Annotated in this window: 18 protein-coding genes and 2 other annotated features (1 of these 20 only partly in view); all 18 genes read right to left on the bottom strand. The window is 45.5% G+C overall.

The features are described 5' to 3' along the window. Positions 1 to 909 (bottom strand): ABC transporter permease, encoded by a 909-nt coding sequence (locus tag DSOL_RS13445; RefSeq protein ID WP_075365352.1) that lies wholly within the window; start codon positions 907 to 909, stop codon positions 1 to 3. After that, the gene (locus DSOL_RS13450; protein WP_075365353.1) at positions 906 to 1,835 is read right to left on the bottom strand and encodes an ABC transporter ATP-binding protein; all 930 of its coding nucleotides are present in this window, start codon (positions 1,833 to 1,835) and stop codon (positions 906 to 908) included. The genes DSOL_RS13445 and DSOL_RS13450 overlap by 4 nt, the downstream gene beginning before the upstream one ends. Then, positions 1,836 to 4,316, bottom strand: a complete 2,481-nt coding sequence (locus DSOL_RS13455; RefSeq protein WP_075365354.1) for a DUF4350 domain-containing protein — start codon at positions 4,314 to 4,316, stop codon at positions 1,836 to 1,838. Between the two features lie 219 nt (positions 4,317 to 4,535). Further along, positions 4,536 to 5,732, bottom strand: a complete 1,197-nt coding sequence (locus DSOL_RS13460) for an MFS transporter (protein ID WP_075365355.1) — start codon at positions 5,730 to 5,732, stop codon at positions 4,536 to 4,538. Between the two features lie 189 nt (positions 5,733 to 5,921). Continuing rightward, a complete protein-coding gene (locus DSOL_RS13465) occupies positions 5,922 to 6,647 on the bottom strand; it encodes an ABC transporter ATP-binding protein (protein ID WP_075365356.1) in 726 nt (241 codons plus the stop codon). Further along, positions 6,640 to 7,413 carry an ABC transporter ATP-binding protein gene (locus DSOL_RS13470; protein ID WP_075365357.1) on the bottom strand — a complete coding sequence of 258 codons (774 nt, stop codon included), beginning with the start codon at positions 7,411 to 7,413 and terminating at the stop codon, positions 6,640 to 6,642. Before DSOL_RS13470 ends, DSOL_RS13465 begins: the two co-directional genes overlap by 8 nt. After that, positions 7,410 to 8,465 (bottom strand): branched-chain amino acid ABC transporter permease, encoded by a 1,056-nt coding sequence (locus tag DSOL_RS13475; protein WP_075365358.1) that lies wholly within the window; start codon positions 8,463 to 8,465, stop codon positions 7,410 to 7,412. The genes DSOL_RS13470 and DSOL_RS13475 overlap by 4 nt, the downstream gene beginning before the upstream one ends. 2 nt (positions 8,466 to 8,467) lie before the next feature. After that, the gene (locus DSOL_RS13480; RefSeq protein ID WP_075365380.1) at positions 8,468 to 9,361 is read right to left on the bottom strand and encodes a branched-chain amino acid ABC transporter permease; all 894 of its coding nucleotides are present in this window, start codon (positions 9,359 to 9,361) and stop codon (positions 8,468 to 8,470) included. Between the two features lie 172 nt (positions 9,362 to 9,533). Further along, complete coding sequence (locus DSOL_RS13485; RefSeq protein WP_075365359.1) at positions 9,534 to 10,721, bottom strand: ABC transporter substrate-binding protein; 1,188 nt, start codon at positions 10,719 to 10,721, stop codon at positions 9,534 to 9,536. Between the two features lie 694 nt (positions 10,722 to 11,415). Then, complete coding sequence (locus DSOL_RS13490; RefSeq protein ID WP_075365360.1) at positions 11,416 to 12,210, bottom strand: ABC transporter ATP-binding protein; 795 nt, start codon at positions 12,208 to 12,210, stop codon at positions 11,416 to 11,418. Positions 12,211 to 12,214: 4 nt separating this feature from the next. Next, entirely contained in the window at positions 12,215 to 13,123 is a 909-nt protein-coding gene (locus DSOL_RS13495) for an ABC transporter permease (RefSeq protein ID WP_075365361.1), read from the bottom strand. Between the two features lie 19 nt (positions 13,124 to 13,142). Further along, entirely contained in the window at positions 13,143 to 14,165 is a 1,023-nt protein-coding gene (locus DSOL_RS13500) for an ABC transporter substrate-binding protein (protein WP_075365362.1), read from the bottom strand. 126 nt (positions 14,166 to 14,291) lie between these two features. Further along, positions 14,292 to 14,540: a binding site (T-box leader), on the bottom strand. A 150-nt stretch (positions 14,541 to 14,690) separates the two neighbouring features. Then, positions 14,691 to 16,217, bottom strand: a complete 1,527-nt coding sequence (locus DSOL_RS13505) for a xylulokinase (protein WP_075365363.1) — start codon at positions 16,215 to 16,217, stop codon at positions 14,691 to 14,693. A gap of 17 nt (positions 16,218 to 16,234) precedes the next feature. Beyond that, positions 16,235 to 17,188 (bottom strand): ABC transporter permease, encoded by a 954-nt coding sequence (locus tag DSOL_RS13510; RefSeq protein WP_075365364.1) that lies wholly within the window; start codon positions 17,186 to 17,188, stop codon positions 16,235 to 16,237. Positions 17,189 to 17,322: 134 nt separating this feature from the next. Continuing rightward, a complete protein-coding gene (locus tag DSOL_RS13515) occupies positions 17,323 to 18,828 on the bottom strand; it encodes a sugar ABC transporter ATP-binding protein (protein ID WP_075365365.1) in 1,506 nt (501 codons plus the stop codon). 7 nt (positions 18,829 to 18,835) lie between these two features. Continuing rightward, on the bottom strand, positions 18,836 to 19,786 hold the full coding sequence (locus DSOL_RS13520; RefSeq protein WP_083642558.1) for a sugar ABC transporter substrate-binding protein: 951 nt from the start codon (positions 19,784 to 19,786) through the stop codon (positions 18,836 to 18,838). A gap of 155 nt (positions 19,787 to 19,941) precedes the next feature. Beyond that, positions 19,942 to 20,760: a tryptophan synthase subunit alpha gene (gene trpA, locus DSOL_RS13525; protein ID WP_075365366.1), complete on the bottom strand. Its 819-nt coding sequence runs from the start codon at positions 20,758 to 20,760 to the stop codon at positions 19,942 to 19,944. Further along, complete coding sequence (gene trpB, locus DSOL_RS13530) at positions 20,753 to 21,982, bottom strand: tryptophan synthase subunit beta (RefSeq protein ID WP_075365367.1); 1,230 nt, start codon at positions 21,980 to 21,982, stop codon at positions 20,753 to 20,755. Before trpB ends, trpA begins: the two co-directional genes overlap by 8 nt. Positions 21,983 to 22,043: 61 nt before the next feature. After that, positions 22,044 to 22,126: a binding site (T-box leader), on the bottom strand (it continues 243 nt past the right edge of the window).

The following is a 22,126-nucleotide window of genomic DNA, read 5'->3' on the forward strand; positions in this document are numbered from 1 at the left end:
TTATCCCCCTTTCTTATTTCCTGCACGTAGGGGACGAATCAGCCAAACGGTTAACCCAAGGGAAACTAAAATGATGAGAGCGTCTAGCATTAGATTCACTTGCCAGACAGGCCTAGGCTCGGCAGGTTTTGCTTGGGCGGGCACTGGTTGACCATTGATAAATGTCCTGGTCGAAAATTGAACGTTAACCGGACGGGAAAAAGGGACTATATCCACTCCTATAGGTAAAGCCGAACCTACTGCCACTAACGGATTGAGATTAACGATAAACGGGATCGGAGGGGGTTGATTTAACCTTGACCATTTTTCCATATTTAGATTTTGGATTAAGGCGGCAGAGATTAACGTCCCCCCGAAAAGAAAGAAGGTCAGCAGATAGCTAATTACAATAGCCGTAATCGTGCGTTTAAATAAAGCTGAACAGAAGAGACCGATGCTGGCGATGGTCACAGTCGTTACCAGAGAAATAAGAACGACTAGAAGTAGGTCCCGCATTGCGACTGCTCCAAAAAGAAAAACTGTGCTGTAAATGGGCATAGAAACTATGACAAGCAACACGATATAGCTGATCGCGGATAAAAGCTTACCTGTGACTATGGACAGAGGAGAAAGTCGAGTCACTAACAAGAGCGGCCAGGTTTGCCTCTCCCTTTCCCCACTGATAATCGAGGCTGTCATTCCAGGTGTTAAAAAAGCAATTAGAACGAGCTGAACAACCGCTAGGATTCCAAAGATCATCAATCCCAAGCGCAACGCCTGAGTGCCTCCAAAGCTATAGCGTGTTTGGAGGTAGTAATCGAGCCCACCGATTCCTCCCAGAACCAAGATATAGATAGTAATCAAAAGCGGGGAACGCCAAGTTCGCACTCTATCCCGCAATTCTTTCGCTAACACTGGATTGACGATCATTGCCCTACCCCCTTGGTTATCTGCATAAACAAATCCTCTAAACTATTGGAGGATTCCGCAAAGGAAAGCACGGGAAGGTCTGCTAAAACTAAAGCGCGCAGTAGTTTTTGTTGCTCTTCTCCATCACCGGAAAAACGAACCTGTAAAACACCATCGGCTGTCTCATTCAGAGCTACTACCCATGGGTTTTCTTCAATCAAAGCACTAGCTGCTATGCTTTTTTCCCGAACCTTGATTTGGATCAACTTTTCCTGTTGAAGTTGAGCAGTTATATCGTCCACACTGCCAACGGCAACCAACTCTCCACCCTCAATTATCCCAACTTCCGTACACAGCTCAGCCAATTCCGGCAAAATATGGGACGAGATAACAATACTTTTACCCATATTCTTAAGTTCTCTAAGCAATTCCCTCATCTCCACTCGGGCCCTGGGATCCAAACCTGAGGCAGGCTCATCCAGCAGAAGTACCTTAGGGTCATGAACTAAACTTCGGGCCAAACATAACCTCTGTTTCATTCCTCGAGACAAAGAGTCTACATAAGCCTCTGCTTTAAAGCTTAGATCCGTCAGTTCGAGTAGATCAGCAATGATACTCTTCCGTTTCCCTCCGGGGATCCGATAGCAAGAGGCATAAAAATCCAAGTACTCTGTCACTTTCATCCGCTCATACACCCCAAAAAAGTCAGGCACATAGCCCATTAAAGCACGAACCTTTTTGGGGTATTTGGTCACATCCACTCCGTCAATATAGGCTTTCCCCTCTGTCGGGACCATCAAGGTCGCTAAAATTTTTAAAGTCGTTGACTTACCCGCTCCGTTCGGACCCACAAAACCAAAAATGCTCCCCTGTTCAATCTCAAAACTTACCCCTTTAAGTGCTTCCATTTTCCCATAGGTCTTTTTAAGTCCTTCAAGCTTGATCACTTATTGCCCACCTCCCTTGCTACTAAGAGAGATACTGACCCCGTAAAATTCTTGGGTCTGAAACGGTTGTTGCTGCGATTGCGATTGCGTCTGATTGGACACTTTAAATCGGACCAAGCGGTCACTGTTAATATAGTTGGCAGGTTCTTTAATCACTGTGTTATCTGTCGTCATATTGATATCTTCCCAAGCAGCTGTTTTCCAGTTATAAAGGTACCCTGTGACCGTAGAAAAGTTGGCATTATTTCTCTGATGAATGTTCAACTGCATTTCACTAAATTTACCCTCGGGGAGTTCCATCTGGTAAACCGCTTCTGAATTCGGTTGCATCACAATACTGCCGGGTCCCAGTCCAATATTTTGAGAGCTTAACAACGTCCCTGAAATGAAACCCTCTGGTACTTCTAGGTGTTCCGAGTCAAATTTCAGGTTCAAGGGAACTTGAAACAACGTAGTATAGTACTTCTTTACTTGATTGTCCTCAAGGCTCAGTCCCCCTTGAAAAGGCTCTGCTGACCAACCAAAAAATAGCAGCCCCCCCCCTGACCTAGGGTCCCATCCGTTGCCCAGCTGACTTTCGAATATTTGTTGTCGCATCATGTCTTTAGCTTGAGGGCGCGGTGGTGCCCCTGGGCCTTGCCAATTAACCTGAGGATTATAGATTTGGTAAGCTAAAGGGGCCCCCATGTTACGGTTATTGTTCATAGAATTTAGGTCAATTTCCGTCTGAATCTTCCCCCCTGCTTTGAGGGCGGCAATTTTAGTAAACCAATTGGGGGAAGAGAGGATCACACCGTCTGTGAAATTATACCTCGTACCGTTAGTGATCGTGGCCAGCCACTTATTGTCTTTGTAAGAGATTTCCCCGCTGATTGACCCGGTAAGAGAAGCATCTTCAACTGAAGTAAACCCTCTCATCACCCAGGAGCGCATTTGAAGAAAGTCTAAATTCGTTTGTCCAGGTGTTTGCTCCACACGGATCGTCGCATTAGGTCTTTGAGTACGTGGGTCAATCCCCATTCCACCATCAATATTGGGCAAAGCGCCCACTAGATGTCTGCCTTGTAATTGAAGATGATACGTTGAATGAGTAGGGGCAAATAAGCCGGTGACCGCTGTAACTTTAGCCAAGGTGGTACCTGGCATAACCTCGACAACACTGATCTGGTGAGAAATGATTTCCGCAGGGCGGGTTTTAAAAGACGTCACATAGATTAATAAAACAAAAACTAAGGCCAAGGCGGGTACGGTTATCCAGGTCCATTCCCTTTTATCCAATTTCTTAAGAACTAGATAGTTGACAAGGCCGGCTAACAAAAGGTAAAGGCCAATGATCCATACCATAGTCCGGAGGGAGGGAAGAGCCATGTCCTCAATATTTCCCAAGGCATTGGCCGTACCATTCATAGTATTGAACTGTCCTTTGAAAACAGGACCGCCAAACTGACCCGGTACTGAGCTATTTGCAAACATAGACTTTTCATCGATCAGGAGATCCTTCCAAAGCACCTTAGCCCCAGACCAGTTGGACATAGGTTCTAAGGCGGGATCATAAGCCAGGTACACGACCTTTCCTTCCCCTAATGAATACTTTACCGCTAAAGGTTGCCCTTGTTCAGCGAAGAGGAGCTTACCTTTAGAACTTTGGAGAGTAGCCATACGTACGGGACCCGCCAAAGCTTCACTAACAGGCTCACTTAAGCTATGTTGAAGTTCACTCAAAGTTTTATTCTCAACTCCAGATACTGTCACCGCTTGAAGTTCGGGTGGCAAATTGGGCAGCACCTTCTGCCAGCCTGACCCACCTCCTACCACCAGAGTTCCCCCCCGGCTTACCCAGTGAGTTAATGCAGAAGCCTGCTCTTGAGTGAGTTTCAGATTCGTGTCATCCATAACCAGTACATCGAATAAAGTAAGCAATTCCGCCTTCTCGGGCAAATCTTCATTTTTAACCGTCGTTAAAATCGGGGCCAACCAGCTCGCTTGCTTAAGTCCACTTAAAGAGGTTAATCCTTCTTCCGAACGATTTAGCAGACCAATCATTAATTGATTGTTACTCATAGACGTTAAGTTAAGCGTCTGTTTAGCAAGGATTTTATCCCCACTGACCAACTCAATTGTCACACTTGTTAATAATTCCTGGACGGGTAGATAAAAATCAAACCCCTTCGTCGATCCCTGAGGAAGAACCGCACTGCTAACATAATCCATGGTGTTAAGTTCCGGACGATTATCATTAGGAGTAACCCTCAAAGTTCCTTGGAGGTCTTTTCCTTGGTTCGTCACCTCAACTTTAAGAGGTAGCCAAGCACCTTGTTTTGTGTAGTTACCGTAGGTCCCCTTTGCCTTAATGATGATGGAAGGGTTTTGATTCTCATCCTCTGGAGCAGCCATGATAACCTTAGTCGATAACCCCACAGAGGATAGAAGAACAAGAATGGCAATGACTAGAAGTATCCAGTTTCTTAGTTTTGACAACATCTCAACTCCTTCTCTTCTTTAAAGTACTAGCATATTTTACAAGATAAATTCTTCCTTACCTTCCAATATTCTTACAATTCGCCAAGATCCAATATATTCCTCTTTTTTGAGAATCGAAATTTCTGTTTACGTAGAAACAAGGCTAGAAGCAATAACTATGCCTCTAGCCTTGTTTATTTTCCACCCAACATTCATCATGGCCTTATAATGGTAGACACGCTACAAGTTTTCACAGTGATCAGGAATAGACGCTAAGCGAACCGATAAGAAGAAGGCGACAATCAAGAAGCAGACGATCAACCCCACCACCCCAGTCCAGCCAAAGCGGCTCCAGAATAACCCCCCACACGTGCCACCGACACTGGAACCACAATAATAGAAAAATAGATAGAGTGAAGATGCCTGTGCTTTATGGCTTGTGGCTAAACGTCCGACCCAGCTGCTAGCAATAGAATGGGCGCCAAAGAAGCCAAAGGTGAAAATAGCTATACCCATAATTTTTAACCACAAGAGACTGCTCAACGTAATGATGACCCCTATTAAAAGGATGGTCAAGGCAAGCCACATCACTCTATAGCGTGCGTACCGATCTGCGAGCCTACCCATCCAAGTGGAACTGAAGGTTCCCATAATATAGACAATGAAAATCCAACCCACTAAAGATTGACTAAGGGAGTAGGGCGGGGCCACTAACTGGTAACCGATATAATTGTATAATGTCACGAAACTGCCCATTACCAAAAATCCTAAGCCATATAAGCGTCGCAAATAAGGATCCTTGCATTGTGAGAGCAATGATTCCGTTATTTTACTGATCTGAAGCGGCCTCCGTTTAAAATTTCTTGAGGGCGGAAGAGTACGCCAAAACATCAAAGTGGCAGCTAGACTTAAGACTCCGATCACAGCAAGGGCTACACGCCAGTTGAAAAAGTCCGTCACCATCCCACTAATAATCCGCCCACCCATACCTCCAATGGAGTTTCCGCTGATATATATTCCCATGGCGACGCCCAGGCTAGCAGGTTCGATTTCTTCGCTTAAATAGGTCATTGCTATGGCGGGCAGACCTGCCAATACAATACCCTCGATAACTCTAAGTAAGAGCAAAAAGTGAAAATTCGGGCTAGCCGCGGTCAGGACGGCTAGCACCGAGGCAATAAACAAGGAAATACTCATTACTGACTTACGTCCCCTAGCATCTGACAATGCACCTACAAAAAGCATGCTGACAGCCATGGCAATCGTTGTCAAGGACAATGAAAGGCTAGCCACAGCCGGCGAAATATGGAATTCCCTAGAAAATTCCGGCATCAAAGGTTGTATGTTGTACAAAATGGCAAAGGTATTGAACCCACCGGCAAATAAAGCAAGGATGGCATTGCGAAAGGAAATCGTACCTTTTTCGATAAAACTCAAGCTCAAAATCTTCTTTCCAGAGGCTTTTCAAAGGCCCTTCGTTCTTATCCTATACAATATAATAAGTTTCGCCTAAGACGCAACTCATTACCAATCTCTAAACTAAAACGGAGACAAAAACTGTGGTAAGATTAGCATCCAATCTAGCCACTGTTTTTGTCTCTCAATAAAGCTCTATCCTTGATAAAGTTAACTTTTCAGTTTGGTAACGCTCTCACCCAAATAAGCTTTCTTTACGTCTTCATTCGCCAATAATTCTTTTCCGGTTCCTTTAAGAGTAATCCGTCCAGTTTCGATAACATAACCAACATCCGCAATATGGAGTGCCGCATTGGCATTTTGTTCGATCAACAGAATGGTCATCCCTTGTTTGTGAATCTCCCGAATAATGTTGAAAATATCTTTGACGATGAGGGGAGCTAACCCCAGGGATGGTTCATCCATCATGAGAAGTTTGGGGCGAGACATGAGGGCCCGTCCCACCGCAAGCATCTGCTGCTCTCCCCCGGATAATGTTCCGGCGAGTTGCCATTCCCGTTCTTTCAGCCGAGAAAAGAGGGTAAAAACCCATTCTATATCCTCTTTAATTCCCAGATGATCCTTGCGAGTAAAGGCCCCGATCTTCAAGTTTTCTAAGACGGTCATATCCGAGAACACTCGCCGTCCTTCTGGAACCAAGGTAATCCCCTTTTTTACAATGTTATGGCGCTTCTCCGACAACAAATTTTTCCCGTGATAAGTGATTGAACCTTCTTTAGGTTTAACAAGACCGACAATCGAGCGCAGCACGGTACTCTTCCCAGCACCATTGGCCCCGACTAAGGTGACAATTTTCCCTTCCTCTACCTCAAGGCTGATCCCTTTTAAGGCCTCAATCCCACCGTAGGCGACACTTAAGTTTTCTATTTTAAGCATAATCTTCTGCCACCCCCAAGTACGCTTCAATCACCTTTTGGTTATTTTGAATCTCATAGGGGTTCCCTTGAGCAATCGTGACTCCGTGATCAAAAACATAAATCCGATCGGAAATCCCCATGACCACTTGCATATGGTGTTCAATCATGAAAATAGATAAATGGAACTCATCCCGAATTTGGCGAATAAACTCGGTCAAATCGTCTGTTTCCTTGGGATTCATTCCGGCAGCTGGCTCATCCAAAAGGAGTATCTCCGGATTCGTCGCCAAAGCCCTCGCAATCTCCAAACGCCGCTGCTTGCCGTAAGGAAGTGAACTAGATTTTTCACCCTGAGCATCCACAAGCCCCACTTTTTCTAAGAGGTTAAGTGACTTCTCCAAGATTTCCTTCTCCTCCCGACGGTAGCGTGGGAGTTTAAAGGTGGCTTCTAAAAAATTAGACTTTAGGTGCAAATGATTAGCAATCAAGACATTATCGAGTACTGTCAAATCCTTAAACAAACGAATATTTTGAAACGTCCGCGCTATTCCCTGCTTGGTAATCTGATCCGGCCTTTGACCTGTAATATCGTTTCCTTTATAACTAATTCGCCCGATCGTGGGCTTGTAGACTCCGGTAATCATGTTGAACGCAGTTGTTTTTCCTGCGCCATTCGGCCCAATTAAAGCAACAATTTCTCCTTGGTTTAAATCAAGGTTAAAGTCCTTGACTGCGGTCAGCCCGCCAAAGATCATCGAGACATTATCGACCTTCAATAGTTTCACAGTTTGCTCCCTCCTTTGGCAAGAGGTTTTTTGTTGAACTTGGCGAAAAGTCTGTCCCAGGTGATTTCATTGGTTCCCATGATCCCTCTGTTAAAGAAAAGAACGACAATCATGAGAAGAGCTGAAAAAACAACCATACGCAGGCCGGAAATGCCTGGAATTACAAGGTTGCCGATCGTCATAGATTCATCAAGGAATCGTAAGGCCTCTCCCCCAATGGTGATAATAAAGGCAGAAATAATGGTTCCCGTGATACTCCCCATCCCGCCAAGAATAATAATAAGGAGAACATTAAAGGTAAGGAAGAAGCGAAACATCAAGGGATCAATGGTTCCTAACAAGCTTCCCAACAGTCCACCACCAATTCCAGCAAAAAAAGCCCCGATGGTAAAAGCTAGGACCTTATGCTTAAAGAGGCTAATCCCCATACTTTCAGCCGCAATCTCGTCTTCTCGGATCGCTTTAAACGCCCGGCCATAACTGCTGTTAATGAGCGACCCAATAAAGAGCACGGTCACCACAGCGACCCCGAAGGTCCACCAAACATTCGACGATTCCGGAATCCCCTTGAGGCCGAGGGCTCCGTTCGTGATACTTTGCATATTAGTAAAGACGACCCGGATGATCTCCGCAAATCCCAGAGTAGCGATCGCTAAATAATCTCCTCGAAGCCTTAAAGCCGGGGCACCAATCAAGTAACCCACAATGCCCGCAAAAATTCCCCCGATCAGAAGTGCTAGAAAAAATGGCACATGCATCGTGTCTAAGGGCTTCATCATCGGAACCATGAAAAAGTTCTGCCCCTTCACAACGTCCGGCATCGTAAGAATGGCCGTAGTATAAGCGCCGACCGCCATAAAACCGGCATGCCCAAGAGAAAAGAGCCCAGTAAAACCATTGATTAAATTCATACTCAAGCCGAGAACGACGTAGATAGCGCAAAGATTTAAGATCCTCATCTTGTAGGAATCTAGATTTTGATCGGCTAGATAAACTAAGACGAATAAAACAAGAATCGCGATAACTGTCAGTAGTGTCTTTTTTTGTTTCATAGTTACACCTTCTCCGCTATTTTCTCGCCGGTGATCCCAGTCGGCTTAAATAACAGAATGACAATCAGAAAGACGAAAGCAAACGCATCCCTGTAGCCACTCAAGCTTGGGAGAAAAGCAACAATCAGGATTTCACCAATCCCTAGGATAAAGCCCCCAATCACAGCCCCTTTAATGTTTCCAATTCCGCCGATAACGGCAGCAATAAAGGCTTTAAGGCCCGGCATTACCCCCATCAGTGGGGCAATCTGTGGAAACTTAAGTCCCCACATGATCCCGCCAACGGCAGCTAGCATGGAGCCAATTGCGAAGGTTTGAGAAATAGTCTTATTCACATTCACTCCCATGATCCCAGCCGTTTCGTAATCTTTAGCCACCGCCCGCATAGCCATCCCCGTTTTCGTATGATTGATTAAATATAGAAGCCCAACAAGGAATATGATAGTCACTATTGGAATAACGAAGGTCAATTTTTGAATAGAAACTGTTCCCAACTGGATGCTGTCCGTTAAAAGTTTAACACTTGGAAATGCCTTGGGGCGTCCACCAAATAACACGACCGCCAAATTCTCAAGTAAGAACGACGCGCCGATCGCCGAGATCATGATGGAGATCTTCGGTGCATCGCGGAGCGGACGATAAGCCCCTATTTCGAGTAACATCCCGAGAGCCGCTGTTAAAATAATAGCCAGGATAAAAGAAACATACCAAGGTAGCATAAACGTGGAGACACCATAAAAAGCAAAATACGTCGTCATCATAAACACATCGCCATGAGCAAAGTTTATGAGGCGTAGGGTTCCGTAAACCATGGTATAGCCGATAGCCACCAAGGCATATAAACTTCCTAGGGAAATTCCGTTTGCCAAATGTTGAAAAAACGTACTTAAGTCCATCCCTGTCAAAAACTGAAAAATCGCGTTTAAGTTCATCACCTTAGTTTATCACCTCATTGTCCTTTATATTAGTTCATAAGAGATACGCTCCCCTTACAGCGAAGGAAAGCGTATCGGTAGCCAAGACTAGATATTGATTAAGATTTGTCACAAATTTGTGTAGTTTCAACTGTTATTTGGCTTTGATAATATCCATGTAAGTAAACTTTCCGTTCTTAACTTGCTTAATGACCGCATCTTTGACGGCATCCCCGTTCTCGTCGAGCGTAATCATACCAGCTGCTCCGGGGAAGTCTTTTGTTTTAGCCAGTTGTTCCTTGATTTTAACTGGGTCTGAGGAATTGGCTTTCTTGATGGCATCAAGAATTACGATATAGGCATCATATCCCAGCGCAGTGACCGCAGCCGGCTCTTTGCCTGTGTTTTCTTTGCGGTATTCCGCCAAGAACTTCTCAGATTCTGGGGTAATTGGCTTCTCCGAAGTAAAGAACGTTGAGAAGACGGCTCCTTCAACGGCATCCTTGCCGATATCGATAAATTCAGGGGTCTCCCATGTATCCCCGCCAATGATTGGCGCTTTAATTCCAAGTTGTCGAGCTTGCTTAATGAGAAGCGCCGATTCAGTGAAGTTACCTGGTGCGAAGATAACATCTGGATTCTTCGCCTTGATGTTGGTGAGTTGAGCGGAGAAATCTTGGTCTCCTGTATTATAGTTAGCCACACCGACAATCGCGTTTTGATCTCCCGTCAATTGTTTGAACGAATCTGTGAAGAATTTGGCGAGGCCAATAGAGTAGTCACTGGAGACTTCTTGAACAATGGCTACCTTTTTAGCGTTTAACTTATTAAAGGCATAGTTAGCCATGACTTTCCCTTGAAACGGGTCAATAAAGCAAACCCGGAAATAGAAGTCATTATTCTTTGTAACGAGCGGGTTGGTCGCGGAAGCTGCTACTGCCGGGACTTTCGCATTCTTCACAATATCTCCGGCTGCCATAGAAAGTGAGCTTCCCCAGCTTCCGATGATTGCCGAGACTTTTTCTTTTTCCACAAGACGAGAAGCTGCACTAGCTGCCTCGACCTTATCTGACTTATTGTCCACCGTCACTAATTCTACTTTCTTGCCCAGAACCTCTGGATAGAGTTTGTTAGCCAGCTTAATCCCTTCAACTTCTAACGCACCCCCGGCAGCATTCGCCCCGGTCATCGGTTCGAACACACCGATTTTGATTACATCTCCGCTCCCAGAAGTTCCTGAGCTCCCAGTTGCGCTCGGAGCCGCCGTTTGGGTTCCACATCCAGTCACAACAAGTGCCCCTACCAATAGAGCAGAGACGAGAACTGAAGCCATTTTTCTCATTTTGTTTCCTCCTCTTTCTATAAATCCTAGTCTAAAAAGGCTATATACCCTAAACCGAGTATAGAGAGGTCCGTCCTCCTTGTCAATACATATGTGTATAAATCCAGGCTACAGATATTTGAATTATTGGTGAAATCGAGATCATGATTTTGGCATAGAAAAGCCAGCACCGAAATGCTGGCTTTTCTATGCTAGTCTTTAAGTTATTGGAGTAATATAAGAGCACGCAATGGTCTACCTAACACCAATACAGATAACTTATTACCTAACGATAATCTTGCGACCATAATCAAGCAAATCACTATCTATATTAATGGTTCGTTCGACCCTTCAAGATATCTACCCAGCCACATACAACCTTTCGGCTGTAAATGACCGAAATTTCTTACACATGCATACATCAGACGACATATGGTTGAGTAAGAAAAACTCAACACCCTAAAGAATCTTAGCTCGACCTTTTACAATAAGTTGGAACCTTAATACAATCGAAAGACTGCAAGAAAGCTTTTCCCCACCATAAAAAATCTTCCCTCTGACTATACCCAAGCGTTTTACCACCTGAACATAATCTTTGGCCCACCCATATATACCCCATTAGAGCCTATATAAATCTTGGCTCAACCATTACGTACCCTTATATCATATTATTAATCACTTCATCCAATAATATACGCGCCTTGCAACCAAAAATTTAACTTAACAGCATCCTGTCATTATCAAGTTCCGCCCCGCTTCGCTTCTCAAACTGCTCGATCAGTCGATCCACAGTCATATTGCTTCGTTCTTGACCCTGAAGATCCATCATTATTTTCCCTTCATGCATCATAATCGTCCTGGTTCCGAATTCCAACGAGGCCTTCATATTATGCGTGATCATCAAAGTGCAAAGCTTTTCCTCTGCAACTATTTTACGGGTCAAATTCAAGACTTTCCGTGCAATCGTCGGATCGAGGGCTGCGGTGTGTTCGTCAAGAAGCAAGAGCTTTGGTTTTACAATTGTCGCCATCAGAAGCGTGAGTGCTTGACGCTGTCCACCGGAAAGGAGTCCCACCTTCTGCTTGATTCTATTCTCGAGGCCCAGATCAAGGAGCTCTAGTCGCTCCTTGAAAAGGGCAGTATCGTTTTTCGCCACCCCTGGTCTTAACCCTACAGATTTCCCCTTAGCAAAGGCTATGGCTAGGTTTTCTTCAATTGTCATATCATAGGCTGTTCCTCTCAATGGATCTTGAAACACCCGTCCAATATGTCTTGAGCGTTTATACTCTGGGTCGAACGTGATATCCACCGAGTCAAGGGTGATCCTTCCTTCGTCTATCTCATATACCCCGGAGATACAGTTAAGAAGGGTAGACTTTCCAGCACCATTCCCTCCAATGATCGTTACAAATTCCCCTTCTTGCAAGGATAGGTTGACTTCAGCAAGAGCCAGTTTTTCGTTGTTGCTCCCTTGTCCAAACGCCTTACGTAACGCTTCTATTTTAAGCATCAGGTCATTTGCTCCTTTCATGATGTGTAACCGTTAATTTCCGCTTCACAACAGAAAGTCGCTTCTTAATAATGGGCATAGCCATTGCTATGGCAACAATTACCGCCGAAACAAGCTTTAAATCAGTCGGGGGCATCCCGATTTCGAGTGCAAAGGCGATAATCAAGCGATAAAGAATGGACCCTAGAACGACAGCAATTAGCCTTCTAAGAAGAGTTTTTGTGCCAAAAACCACTTCTCCAATAATCACTGAAGCCAGCCCGATAACGACCATACCAATTCCCATGCCAACATCTACGAACGATTGAGACTGGGCAATCAGAGCACCAGATAAGGCCACTAACCCATTGGAAAGAGCCAACCCTATGAGAATCACAGAATCCGTATTAACGCCAAGCGCTCTTACCATATGGTCATTGTCCCCTGTTGCTCTTAAAACAAACCCCAGTCGCGTTTTGAGAAAAAGGAACAGCAACAGGAGCATCAATAACAACACTGCCAATGAAAAAATTAACTTGCTGTAATCTCCTAAGGCAGTCTTTTCAAAAACACTGAAAACTGTCGCCTTATTCATTAGGGGGATGTTGGCCCTGCCTCCCATCACTTTTAGGTTCAAAGAATAGAGTGCCAACATGGTCAGGATTCCAGCTAGAAGTGGCTGAATCTTTAGTTTAGTATGAAGTAATGCTGTGATAGACCCTGCTCCACAACCTGCCAGAAAAGCGATCCCCAAGCCAAGAAATGGATGTCCCTTGGTACTCATAACAGCAGAAACCGCTGCCCCGAGGACAAAACTACCGTCCACACTCAGGTCAGGCATGTTGAGAGTTCTAAAGGATATAAAAACCCCTAGAGCCATGATCGCATAGATTATTCCTAGTTCAAAGGAACCCTGTAACACCATGAAGGTCATCACTTAAACCCCTTATTTCTTAATTTCCGAAAACCTGAGCGGCTGATTTCAAGACATCGTCGGGGAGATTGATTCCAATTGCCTTAGCCGTGGTCTTATTAAGATAAATATCCATATCCGTCATGGTTTTCACTGGAATATCCCCGGCTTTTTTACCCTTCAATATTTCCACAGCCATATCTCCCGTCTCTTTACCCAAGACATCATAATTAATTCCGTAAGTGGCAAGCCCTCCATCTTTAACCATGGAATCTGCCCCTACATAAACGGGTAGTTTTGCCTTATTGGCAACCTGCGCAACAACAGGCATCGCGGAGGCTACCGTGTTATCAATGGGTGAGAAGATAGCATCGACCTTACCCACCAAAGAAGTGACAGCTTGCTGAACGTCCGAGGAGTTGGTCACAGTTGCTTCAACCACCGACATGTTATTTTTCTTCGCATAGTCCTTCAAGTTATTGATTACGGACACGGAATTGGTTTCGCTAGAGTTGTATAAAGCACCGATTCTTTTGATATCTGGAGTGATGCGTTTGGCAAGTCCCATGATTTTTTCAGCGGAGACAGCATCCGATGTTCCAGTGACATTAGCTCCCGGTTTCTCCATATTGGTCACCAGACCAGATCCCAAGGGATCAGTACAGGCCGAGAAAAGAATGGGAATGTCTTTGGTCTCACTCACAACGGCCTGCGCCGAAGGGGTTGCGATAGCGACAATAAGGTCATATTTATTACTTGCGAATTTTTGAGCAATCGTTTTCAGATTCGTTTGGTCACCTTGGGCATTCTGATAATCAATCGTAATGTTTTCGCCATCTTTGAATCCTTTGGCCTGTAACTCTTTGATCAGAGACTCTCTAATCGTGTTCAGAGAAGGATGTTCCACAATTTGTACAATCCCTATTTTCTTCTTTACATCGGTACTGCCTGTGTTTCCTGAGTTCACCGAATTTCCAGTCTTACTGGGTGCACAAGCCGTTAAGGAAAACACCAAAGCCAAGGTCATAATAACTGAGATCATTACCGCCAATCGTTTTTTCATTGAAGATACCTCCCTATTCTAATTATAAATTAAATAATTTAAGGGTTTCCTTCTCTGCACATTCCATTCACCGATGCGGTAATGAATAGAACGAAGGGTGGGTACAAAAATAAACGCCTATCCTAAAATAAGGACAGACGTTAATCTGCGGTACCACCTTAGTTGATGCACAAAACTATACATCCTCTCCTGCAGAGTGCCAACACACCCTTAGCCCAATAACGCTGGCTTTGCGTTGGTAGCTACTAAAGCCTAAGCTTTTTCGCTCCACCCTCCAGGGCCCATTTGCCCGCTCCGTTACCTGCCGAGCTTCCACCTTACTCGACTCTCTGTGAGGCTGGTCTTGCGGTTTTACTTCCCCTTCAACGGTTTAGATTATAATAGCACTCCGAGCAAGGGATTTCAAGTGTTAAATTAGCCCCTGTTTAGCGTAGTCATGACTCATCATCTCGTCTGTTTCTAAAATAGGCATCAAACAGCAGTCAACGTTTAACCCAAACTCAGCCCACTCGACTAATGTTCTGATCAACGGGAAGCCATTTCGACTTCCACCACTTGGCGTGACAAGATTGCTAAAGCCGGATAAATCTGTAAATAGTTCTGATACAGTTTGCCGTAAGCCCGCGCATTCCTCTCCTTAGGAAGATATTGCTCACTGGGCCTCATCGCAAGCAATCTTCGCGAGAAGTCCGCATAGCTATCAGACCAACCGAGGTGGACAAAACCCGCTGCTGCAACCCCGAGAGCCGGGAGATATTCAGAATCCTTGGGGACGACCACGTTACAGTCGCACACATCGGCAATAATTTGGTTCCAAGCCCGGCTTTTACTCCCGCCACCGATTAAGGTAATTCGCCGAATCTCGTTTTCACCCAGGAGAAGTTCCATGACTTGACGGACTGCCATGGCAACTCCTTCAAGAACAGCGGCGCACATTTCTCCTCGTGTGGTTGTCGCTCTAAGGCCTACAAAAGAGCCACTAGCCTCAGGATCTTGAATCGGACAGCGTTCCCCATTCAAGTAAGGTAAAAATATCACCTGCCTAATGCTCGGATCAGAATTGGCCATAATTTCTTCCAAATAAGCAAACCCCTCTTGGCTATCCAAAAGATTGGGGTCTCCAAAAACGGACAAAGCCCAGTTGTGAACGTTTCCAGCATTCAATAACGGAGCAATGGCGATAAGTAAGTCTTTGGGAGCATGAGCCAAGTGGAAGATCCCAGATCCACGCAGGCTTATTTCATCTGTGGGTAAAGCAACCCAGCCCGTTGTACCCAAATAAGCATACATTTCACCTAACTCCGTTACCCCGGCCCCAAGTGTCGTTGCCCCAGCATCCCCCATTCCACACAATACTGGAGTGTTCATCTTAAATCCCGTCAATAAAGAGGCAGCTTCTGTGAGATAACCTGCAATTTCATCTGGAGCCAATAGTTCGGGCAGATATGACGATTCCAAAGCAAAGGAATCCAGCCAGTTGCTTACCCACTCCCGAGCGACTAAATTCATCATTCCTGCCGTAGCAGCCGATGTAGGATCCGTGATGTTCCGCCCAGTTAATTGCCGGATGACATAATCCTTTGAGCTGATTAAAAAACACGCTGTCTTTGAAAAATTCGCCTGCTCATGGTCCCGCAGCCAAAGTATTTTGGGAAACGTCATCTGCCCATCCATGTGATTGCCTGTTTTCCGCCAAATCTCCTCTTCCCCCAAGTGTGCCAGGATTCGCTGGGCTTCTGAATCTGCGCGGGAATCCGAATAGAGGATCGCTCTTCTAACCGATTTTCCCTCTCCATCAATTGGAATACAATCCTCCATCTGCCCGCTTAGGGTAATCGCTTTAACTGCTTCCGGCTGGAAGCCGCTCTGCCACCAAACATTGGCGATCTCAAAGACTGCTTTCCACCACTCTTCTGGATCCTGTTCAATTCTATTTTCTTCATTATAAGTATGGATGGGTCGTGTCGTCTCCCCCAGTATGTCTCCGTCTTGGGAGACAAGAATTCCCTTAACATTGGTTGTGCCAATATCGAATGCGGCAATATACTGCAATTTTATCACTCCCTGGTTTATTTACGCCCAAGCTTTTGTAAAATTACAGCAGAAATTACAATCACTCCTGTAATAACATCCTGCATAAAGGTTGGCACTTCGAGAATCGTCAGACCATTGGCTAAGATTCCGATGATTGCCGCCCCTACAAAGGTCCCCCAGATATTAGGGACTCCTTCTTTAAAAGTAGTCATCCCTAAAAAGGCTGCCGCATACGCCGGCAAGAACAGCCCGTTGCCGCCCGTAGGATGGGCAGAGCCCAAGCGAGAAGCCATCAAGATTCCTGCTAAAGCAGCGAGGGTAGCGCACAGGGCAAACGCCAGATTCTTATTTGCACTTACGTTAATCCCTGCAATTCTTGAAGCTGCTTCATTCCCTCCTAAGGCATATAAACGGCGTCCTAAAGCAGTATGGGCCATTATGAACCAAAATATTATCGTAAGTAAAACCATGAGCAACGAAAGTATCGGGATTCCCAATAATTCAGATTGACCAAGATAGCGGAACGATTCAGGAATATTTTCGAAAATTGTTGTCCCTCCGGTCAACCAAAAGGTAAATCCACCGAGAATGGTCCCCATCGCCATACTTGTTATGAACGATAATACGCGAAACTGAGTCACGATCCAACCGTTGATAAAACCTATGCCGAAGGCTATTCCCAAAGGGATAAGGAAGGCTGCCCAAAAGGGCAACCCCTGAACTACTAATTTTGCAGCCACTACTCCACCAAAACTGGCCATAGCGCCAACGGAAAGATCAAATTCACCAATAGCCATCACTAAAGTTGCTCCCAAGGCAATTATGACTAGAAAGGAGATTTGACGACTGATATTAATAGCATTATCCCAGGTTGCAAACGACGCGGGACTTAAGACACTAAATCCGATCATAATGAAGACAGCAGCAACAACCGTTCCGTAGGTTCGAAGTAGCTGAAGCCAAAATAGTTGTTTACCCATCTCCTTCATCAGTAGACTCCTTTCCTTTCCAAGAACACAAGCAGAATGCCAGCACGATTTCTCCCCATGGTTCGAACACGTCAGATGCAGGTCAAGTATGCAAGTTCAAGAACCGTCCCTGACTTGCACTGATTTGCATCCACCTACCTTTCTGCCTTAGCATAACAAAGTTGCAGCACGGCTTCAGGTGTTAACCCTTCTATTGGAAGGTCGGCAACCGTTTCCCCTTCTCTCATAACAAGCAGACGATGCGCCACTTCCAGTACTTCCTCCAGATCGGAGGATACATATAAGACTGCCCCACCTTGTTCGGCTTGATCTCTCAAGAAGCGATGAATTTCACTACGAGTGATCACATCCACGCCTTGGGTTGGTTCGTCACATAAAAACAACTTCGGACGAGACATTAACGCCTTGGCAAAAACGACTTTTTGTTGATTTCCCCCGCTCAATTCTTGAACAGACTGGCCTGGTCCACGGGCCTTAATTCTAAGCTTGTTAATCCAGTCTTCGCTAACTTTAAGCTCTTGAGAATTGACTATAACTCCACCCCTTGTATAGTTCGTCAGAACCGGTAGGGTAATATTTTCCTGAATAGACATGCCCATGATCAAAGCCTGCCCGCGGCGATCCTCAGGAATAAAAGCGATTCCTCCTTGTAATGAAGAGGAAGGGGAATTGTTGGGCAGAGTATTGCCATTGATCAATACTTCCCCCACACTTTTGGGCCTTAGTCCATAAATAGCCTCTAAGAGTTCGGTACGACCGGCTCCTGCCAAGCCAAATACCCCCAGTATTTCTCCTTTGCGTACGGAGAAGGTTGCATTTTTGACTCTCTTATCCACAGTTTTTAAGCCGTTAACCTGCAAAACCATGGGGGCCGTTTTAATATCCGTTCTTTTTTTTCCTTTGCTGAAGTTGTGCTCATGACCGGCCATGAGCTTAATCAACCTCTCTTTATGGGCTTCACCCATAATTAAGGTGCCCGCCAATTTGCCATTACGAAGCACCGTAACGCGATCGGCTAGATGAAACACTTCGTCTAAGCGATGTGTGACATAGATAATTGCGGTTCCCTGGGATTTGAGGCGAAAAAGCAAGCGAAATAACGTTTCCGTTTCTTGATCTGTTAACGATGCCGTGGGCTCATCCAAAAAAAGAAGTTTACACCCCGTCCTCACAGCCCGCAGAATTTCCACCATTGTTCGTTCCGTCGGAGACATGTGCTGAGCCTGTTTTTCCAAGGGAACCTCCATGCCTAACTCAGCTTGAATCTTCTCTGCCTCTTCCCGCATCGTTTCCCAACGAATACCGGGCCAGAACCTCCGTTTGGGGTAGTCTGCTCCAAGATAGAGATTTTCTAAACCTGTAAAGTAAGGAACTAGATGCCGGTCTTGATGGATAACGCTGATTCCGAGTTCACGGGCATCCCGAGGATTTCTGATAACCACCTTTTCCCCTTGCCAGAGAATCTCACCCCCAACAGGCTGATAAACTCCAGTCATTAATTTAATAAAGGTGGACTTCCCCGCACCATTTTCTCCAATCAAAGCGTGTATCTCGCCTGAATTTATGGATAATGAAATTCCGGACAGCGCATAGTTTCTCCCAAATTTTTGAGCGAGCTCTCTAACTTCCAGTAACGGCATCCGCAGTTCACTTCCCAGCATTCTCTTTCGTAATTAAAGTAGCGGGTGCATAGAGTTCCGTTCCTTCAACTTTTTTGCCTTGGAAAACCAAATCCATTTGCTTCGCCACGATTTCTGCCATTCCGGGGAAATTCTGCTTGACAGTGGCAATCAGGGGAGAGCCCTTTTTAATCATCTCGATAGCCTGACTGGTCCCGTCAATACCCACCACCACGATATTTTTCCGTCCTGCAGCTTCAATAGCTTGTGCAGCTCCAATGGCAGGCTCATCCCAACCAGCCCAAACTGCCGTAATCGATCCTTCCGCTTTGTTAGCTAACAACAAGCTCTCCATTTGTTTGCGCGAATTTTCGATGGGGCCTGGAACTTGGACTTGTTGTTCAGTAATTGTTTTAATCTCAGTGTTTTTCTTGAGAAGTTCATCGAGTTGCTGAGTTCTTTTGAGTACCCCAGGATGCGGTCTGTACGTAAGAACCACGAGATTTCCTTTGTTATTCAGGGTTTTAAAAAGATACTCCGTGATCATCTGGGACATGGCTTGGTTATCACTGGTTGCATTCATTGTCATCCCTTCAATATATCCGGAATCGCAACCAAAGACAGGGATCCCTTTTTCTTGGGCTTTCTTAATCTGTGTTTTCACTTGGTTTGGATCCGTACTCACGAGCACGATCGCATCCACTTTAGTCGAGATTAGATCTTCCATCCGGCTCGCCAATTGGCCGAAATCCCCTTTAGTATCAACGACATTGGCTTTCCAACTACGGTCCGCAGCTTGTTTCTTCAAGCTTTCAACCATTTCGTTCGTAGTGACAGATGCTAAATAAGGCGTCAAGATCGCCACATTTTTAGACACCTTTGCAGATTCTCCGCCCGTTGCGGCTGTTTTCGCACCGCTACAGCCTGTGAGACTAAAAACCAAAACTAACATAATCAGCAATGAGACAACTTTTTTCACCGACTTCTCCCTCTTTCTTTTCGTTATAAGCTAGCTTCAAATTGTGATACCCAAACGGAGCACGAGCTGCTCCTTTTTCCAGATTTCCTGAATCCTTAAAGGATTTCGCAAGGATGTTTTCGTGGAGTTTTGTCTATGAGTTGAATTATGGATACTTATTTCTTGAGACTTGCCAGCCATTCAAACACGGCTTTTTCCTGATCTATGAGCTTTTCTTCCTCGAGTTGTCCTTGGTCGAGCCTAGCAAATTTGTCCACTAAAGCGCTTCCTACGACAACTCCCTCGCAAACTTTGGCTAGGGCATGGACTTGCTCTGGTTTCTGAATCCCGAAGCCGACACAGCGAGGAATTTGTAGGCTTTTTCCCAACCGATCAATAAATTCACTAACGGATGCCGGGATTTCTACTTCTCCACCTGTAATCCCATTACGGGACAGAACATAGGCAAAGCCGTCGGTTTCCTGAGCGACGGTCTGGACATCTTGCTCACGACTCGTCTGGGCAATCATCGGGATAAAGGTCAATCGTTCATCCACCTGTCTTTTCGTTCTTGCGCGGAGACCCTTCCCTTCCCTCCAAGGTAAATCGGGCAATATAAAGCCATCAACCCCTGCGTCAGCAGCATGCTTAACCAAGCGATCCCAGCCGTAGGTAAGCAGCGGATTAAGATAACTCATCAAGAGAAGTGGCGTCGTATCGTTTGTCTGGCGAAATTCTCGGACAAGATCCAAAGTTCTTTTAACCGTCATTTTAGCGGACAAGGCCCTCTCCGCAGCGGCTTGGATAACCGGTCCATCGGCCATGGGATCACTAAAGGGAACCCCCAGTTCTAACACATCCACCCCATGATCGGCAAGTCCCTTTAAGCGACGTAGACTTGCTTCCACATTCGGATCTCCTGCCATGATATAAGAAACAAGACGGGTTACCCCAGTGGGCGGAACCTTAAAAACAGCGTTTAATCGTTCACTCATGATTAGCTCCCCCTTCCAAATACTGAGCCAAAGTCTCTACGTCCTTATCTCCTCTTCCCGACAAGTTTACCACGATCACCTGATCTTTCGAGAGCTTTGGGGCTAGTTTTGCCGCATATGCAACGGCATGCGCGCTTTCTAAAGCTGGCAAGATTCCTTCCGTTTGACAAAGCAGGGTACAGGCTTCAAGTGTTTCTTGATCAGAGATGCTGACATACTCTGCTCGGCCACTCTCTTTGAGATAGCTGTGTTCAGGCCCTACTCCCGGATAATCGAGCCCCGCAGAAATGGACGTTGTGACTACGATTTGTCCATCCTCATCATGGAGCAAATAACTATAAGCCCCATGTAGAACACCCGGTTCACCTAGGCAAAGAGTGGCTGCATTTTCCCCCTTGTTATTCCCAGTTCCTCCTGCTTCCACCCCAATCAGTTTGACCTCAGTATCGGCTATAAACGGATGGAAGATACCAATCGCATTACTGCCTCCACCGACACAAGCAATGACGGCGTCCGGTAGCTTTCCTAACTCATTTAAGGCCTGTTCTCTAGTCTCTTGTCCAATTACGGCTTGAAAATCCCGCACAATGCTTGGATAAGGATGAGGCCCAGCCGCTGTCCCGAAACAATAAAACGTTTCTCCAACATTGGTCACCCAGTCTCTTAAAGCCTCATTAATCGCATCTTTTAGAGTCCGCGAACCGAGTGTCACCGAACGAACCTCTGCCCCCAATAAACGCATACGCAATACGTTTAAACGCTGTCTTCGGATATCTTCTTCTCCCATATAAACTACACACGGCAGACCAAACAGAGCACAAGCCGTAGCTGTAGCTACCCCATGTTGCCCCGCCCCAGTCTCGGCGATCACTCGTTTTTTGCCCATCCGTTTAGCGAGGAGAACCTGCCCCAAGGTGTTGTTAATTTTATGAGCACCTGTATGATTGAGGTCTTCTCGTTTGAGATAAATTCGCGCCCCACCCAGTTGTTCGGTCAAACGCTTGGCTTCATAGAAGAGAGACGGTCGGCCCACGTACTTTTGCAAGAGTTCTTTAAATTCTCTTTGGAAGCTCTCATCCTGACAAGATTTAAGATAGGCTTCTTCCAACTCGCTTAAAGCAGGTACTAACGTTTCCGGAACATAGGCACCTCCATAGGGCCCGAAATGCCCACTCGTTTGGTGCCCCTCATCTGTTAAAACATGAATTTTTTCCATCACCATCGGAAAATCTCCTTTCGTACTTGTGAACTATCTTTCTTAAAACAAAAAGAGCCTTCCATCCTCAAAGGACGGAAAACTCCGTGGTACCACCTTAATTGTATTAATGAGCTCTTTCTTCTAATCCAGTCCAAGCCAGCGGAATTC

It is taken from the genome of Desulfosporosinus metallidurans, from assembly GCF_001936615.1.
Lineage (GTDB): Bacteria > Bacillota > Desulfitobacteriia > Desulfitobacteriales > Desulfitobacteriaceae > Desulfosporosinus > Desulfosporosinus metallidurans.

Bases quoted from the DNA above. Each gene is read 5' to 3' on its own strand.
- DSOL_RS13445 (WP_075365352.1), bottom strand. From the start codon at position 909: ATGATCGTCAATCCAGTGTTAGCGAAAGAATTGCGGGATAGAGTGCGA.
- DSOL_RS13455 (WP_075365354.1), bottom strand. From the start codon at position 4,316: ATGTTGTCAAAACTAAGAAACTGGATACTTCTAGTCATTGCCATTCTT.
- DSOL_RS13465 (WP_075365356.1), bottom strand. From the start codon at position 6,647: ATGCTTAAAATAGAAAACTTAAGTGTCGCCTACGGTGGGATTGAGGCC.
- DSOL_RS13475 (WP_075365358.1), bottom strand. From the start codon at position 8,465: ATGAAACAAAAAAAGACACTACTGACAGTTATCGCGATTCTTGTTTTA.
- DSOL_RS13480 (WP_075365380.1), bottom strand. From the start codon at position 9,361: ATGGACTTAAGTACGTTTTTTCAACATTTGGCAAACGGAATTTCCCTA.
- DSOL_RS13485 (WP_075365359.1), bottom strand. From the start codon at position 10,721: ATGAGAAAAATGGCTTCAGTTCTCGTCTCTGCTCTATTGGTAGGGGCA.
- DSOL_RS13490 (WP_075365360.1), bottom strand. From the start codon at position 12,210: ATGCTTAAAATAGAAGCGTTACGTAAGGCGTTTGGACAAGGGAGCAAC.
- DSOL_RS13495 (WP_075365361.1), bottom strand. From the start codon at position 13,123: ATGACCTTCATGGTGTTACAGGGTTCCTTTGAACTAGGAATAATCTAT.
- DSOL_RS13500 (WP_075365362.1), bottom strand. From the start codon at position 14,165: ATGAAAAAACGATTGGCGGTAATGATCTCAGTTATTATGACCTTGGCT.
- DSOL_RS13510 (WP_075365364.1), bottom strand. From the start codon at position 17,188: ATGAAGGAGATGGGTAAACAACTATTTTGGCTTCAGCTACTTCGAACC.
- DSOL_RS13515 (WP_075365365.1), bottom strand. From the start codon at position 18,828: ATGCCGTTACTGGAAGTTAGAGAGCTCGCTCAAAAATTTGGGAGAAAC.
- trpA (WP_075365366.1), bottom strand. From the start codon at position 20,760: ATGAGTGAACGATTAAACGCTGTTTTTAAGGTTCCGCCCACTGGGGTA.
- trpB (WP_075365367.1), bottom strand. From the start codon at position 21,982: ATGGTGATGGAAAAAATTCATGTTTTAACAGATGAGGGGCACCAAACG.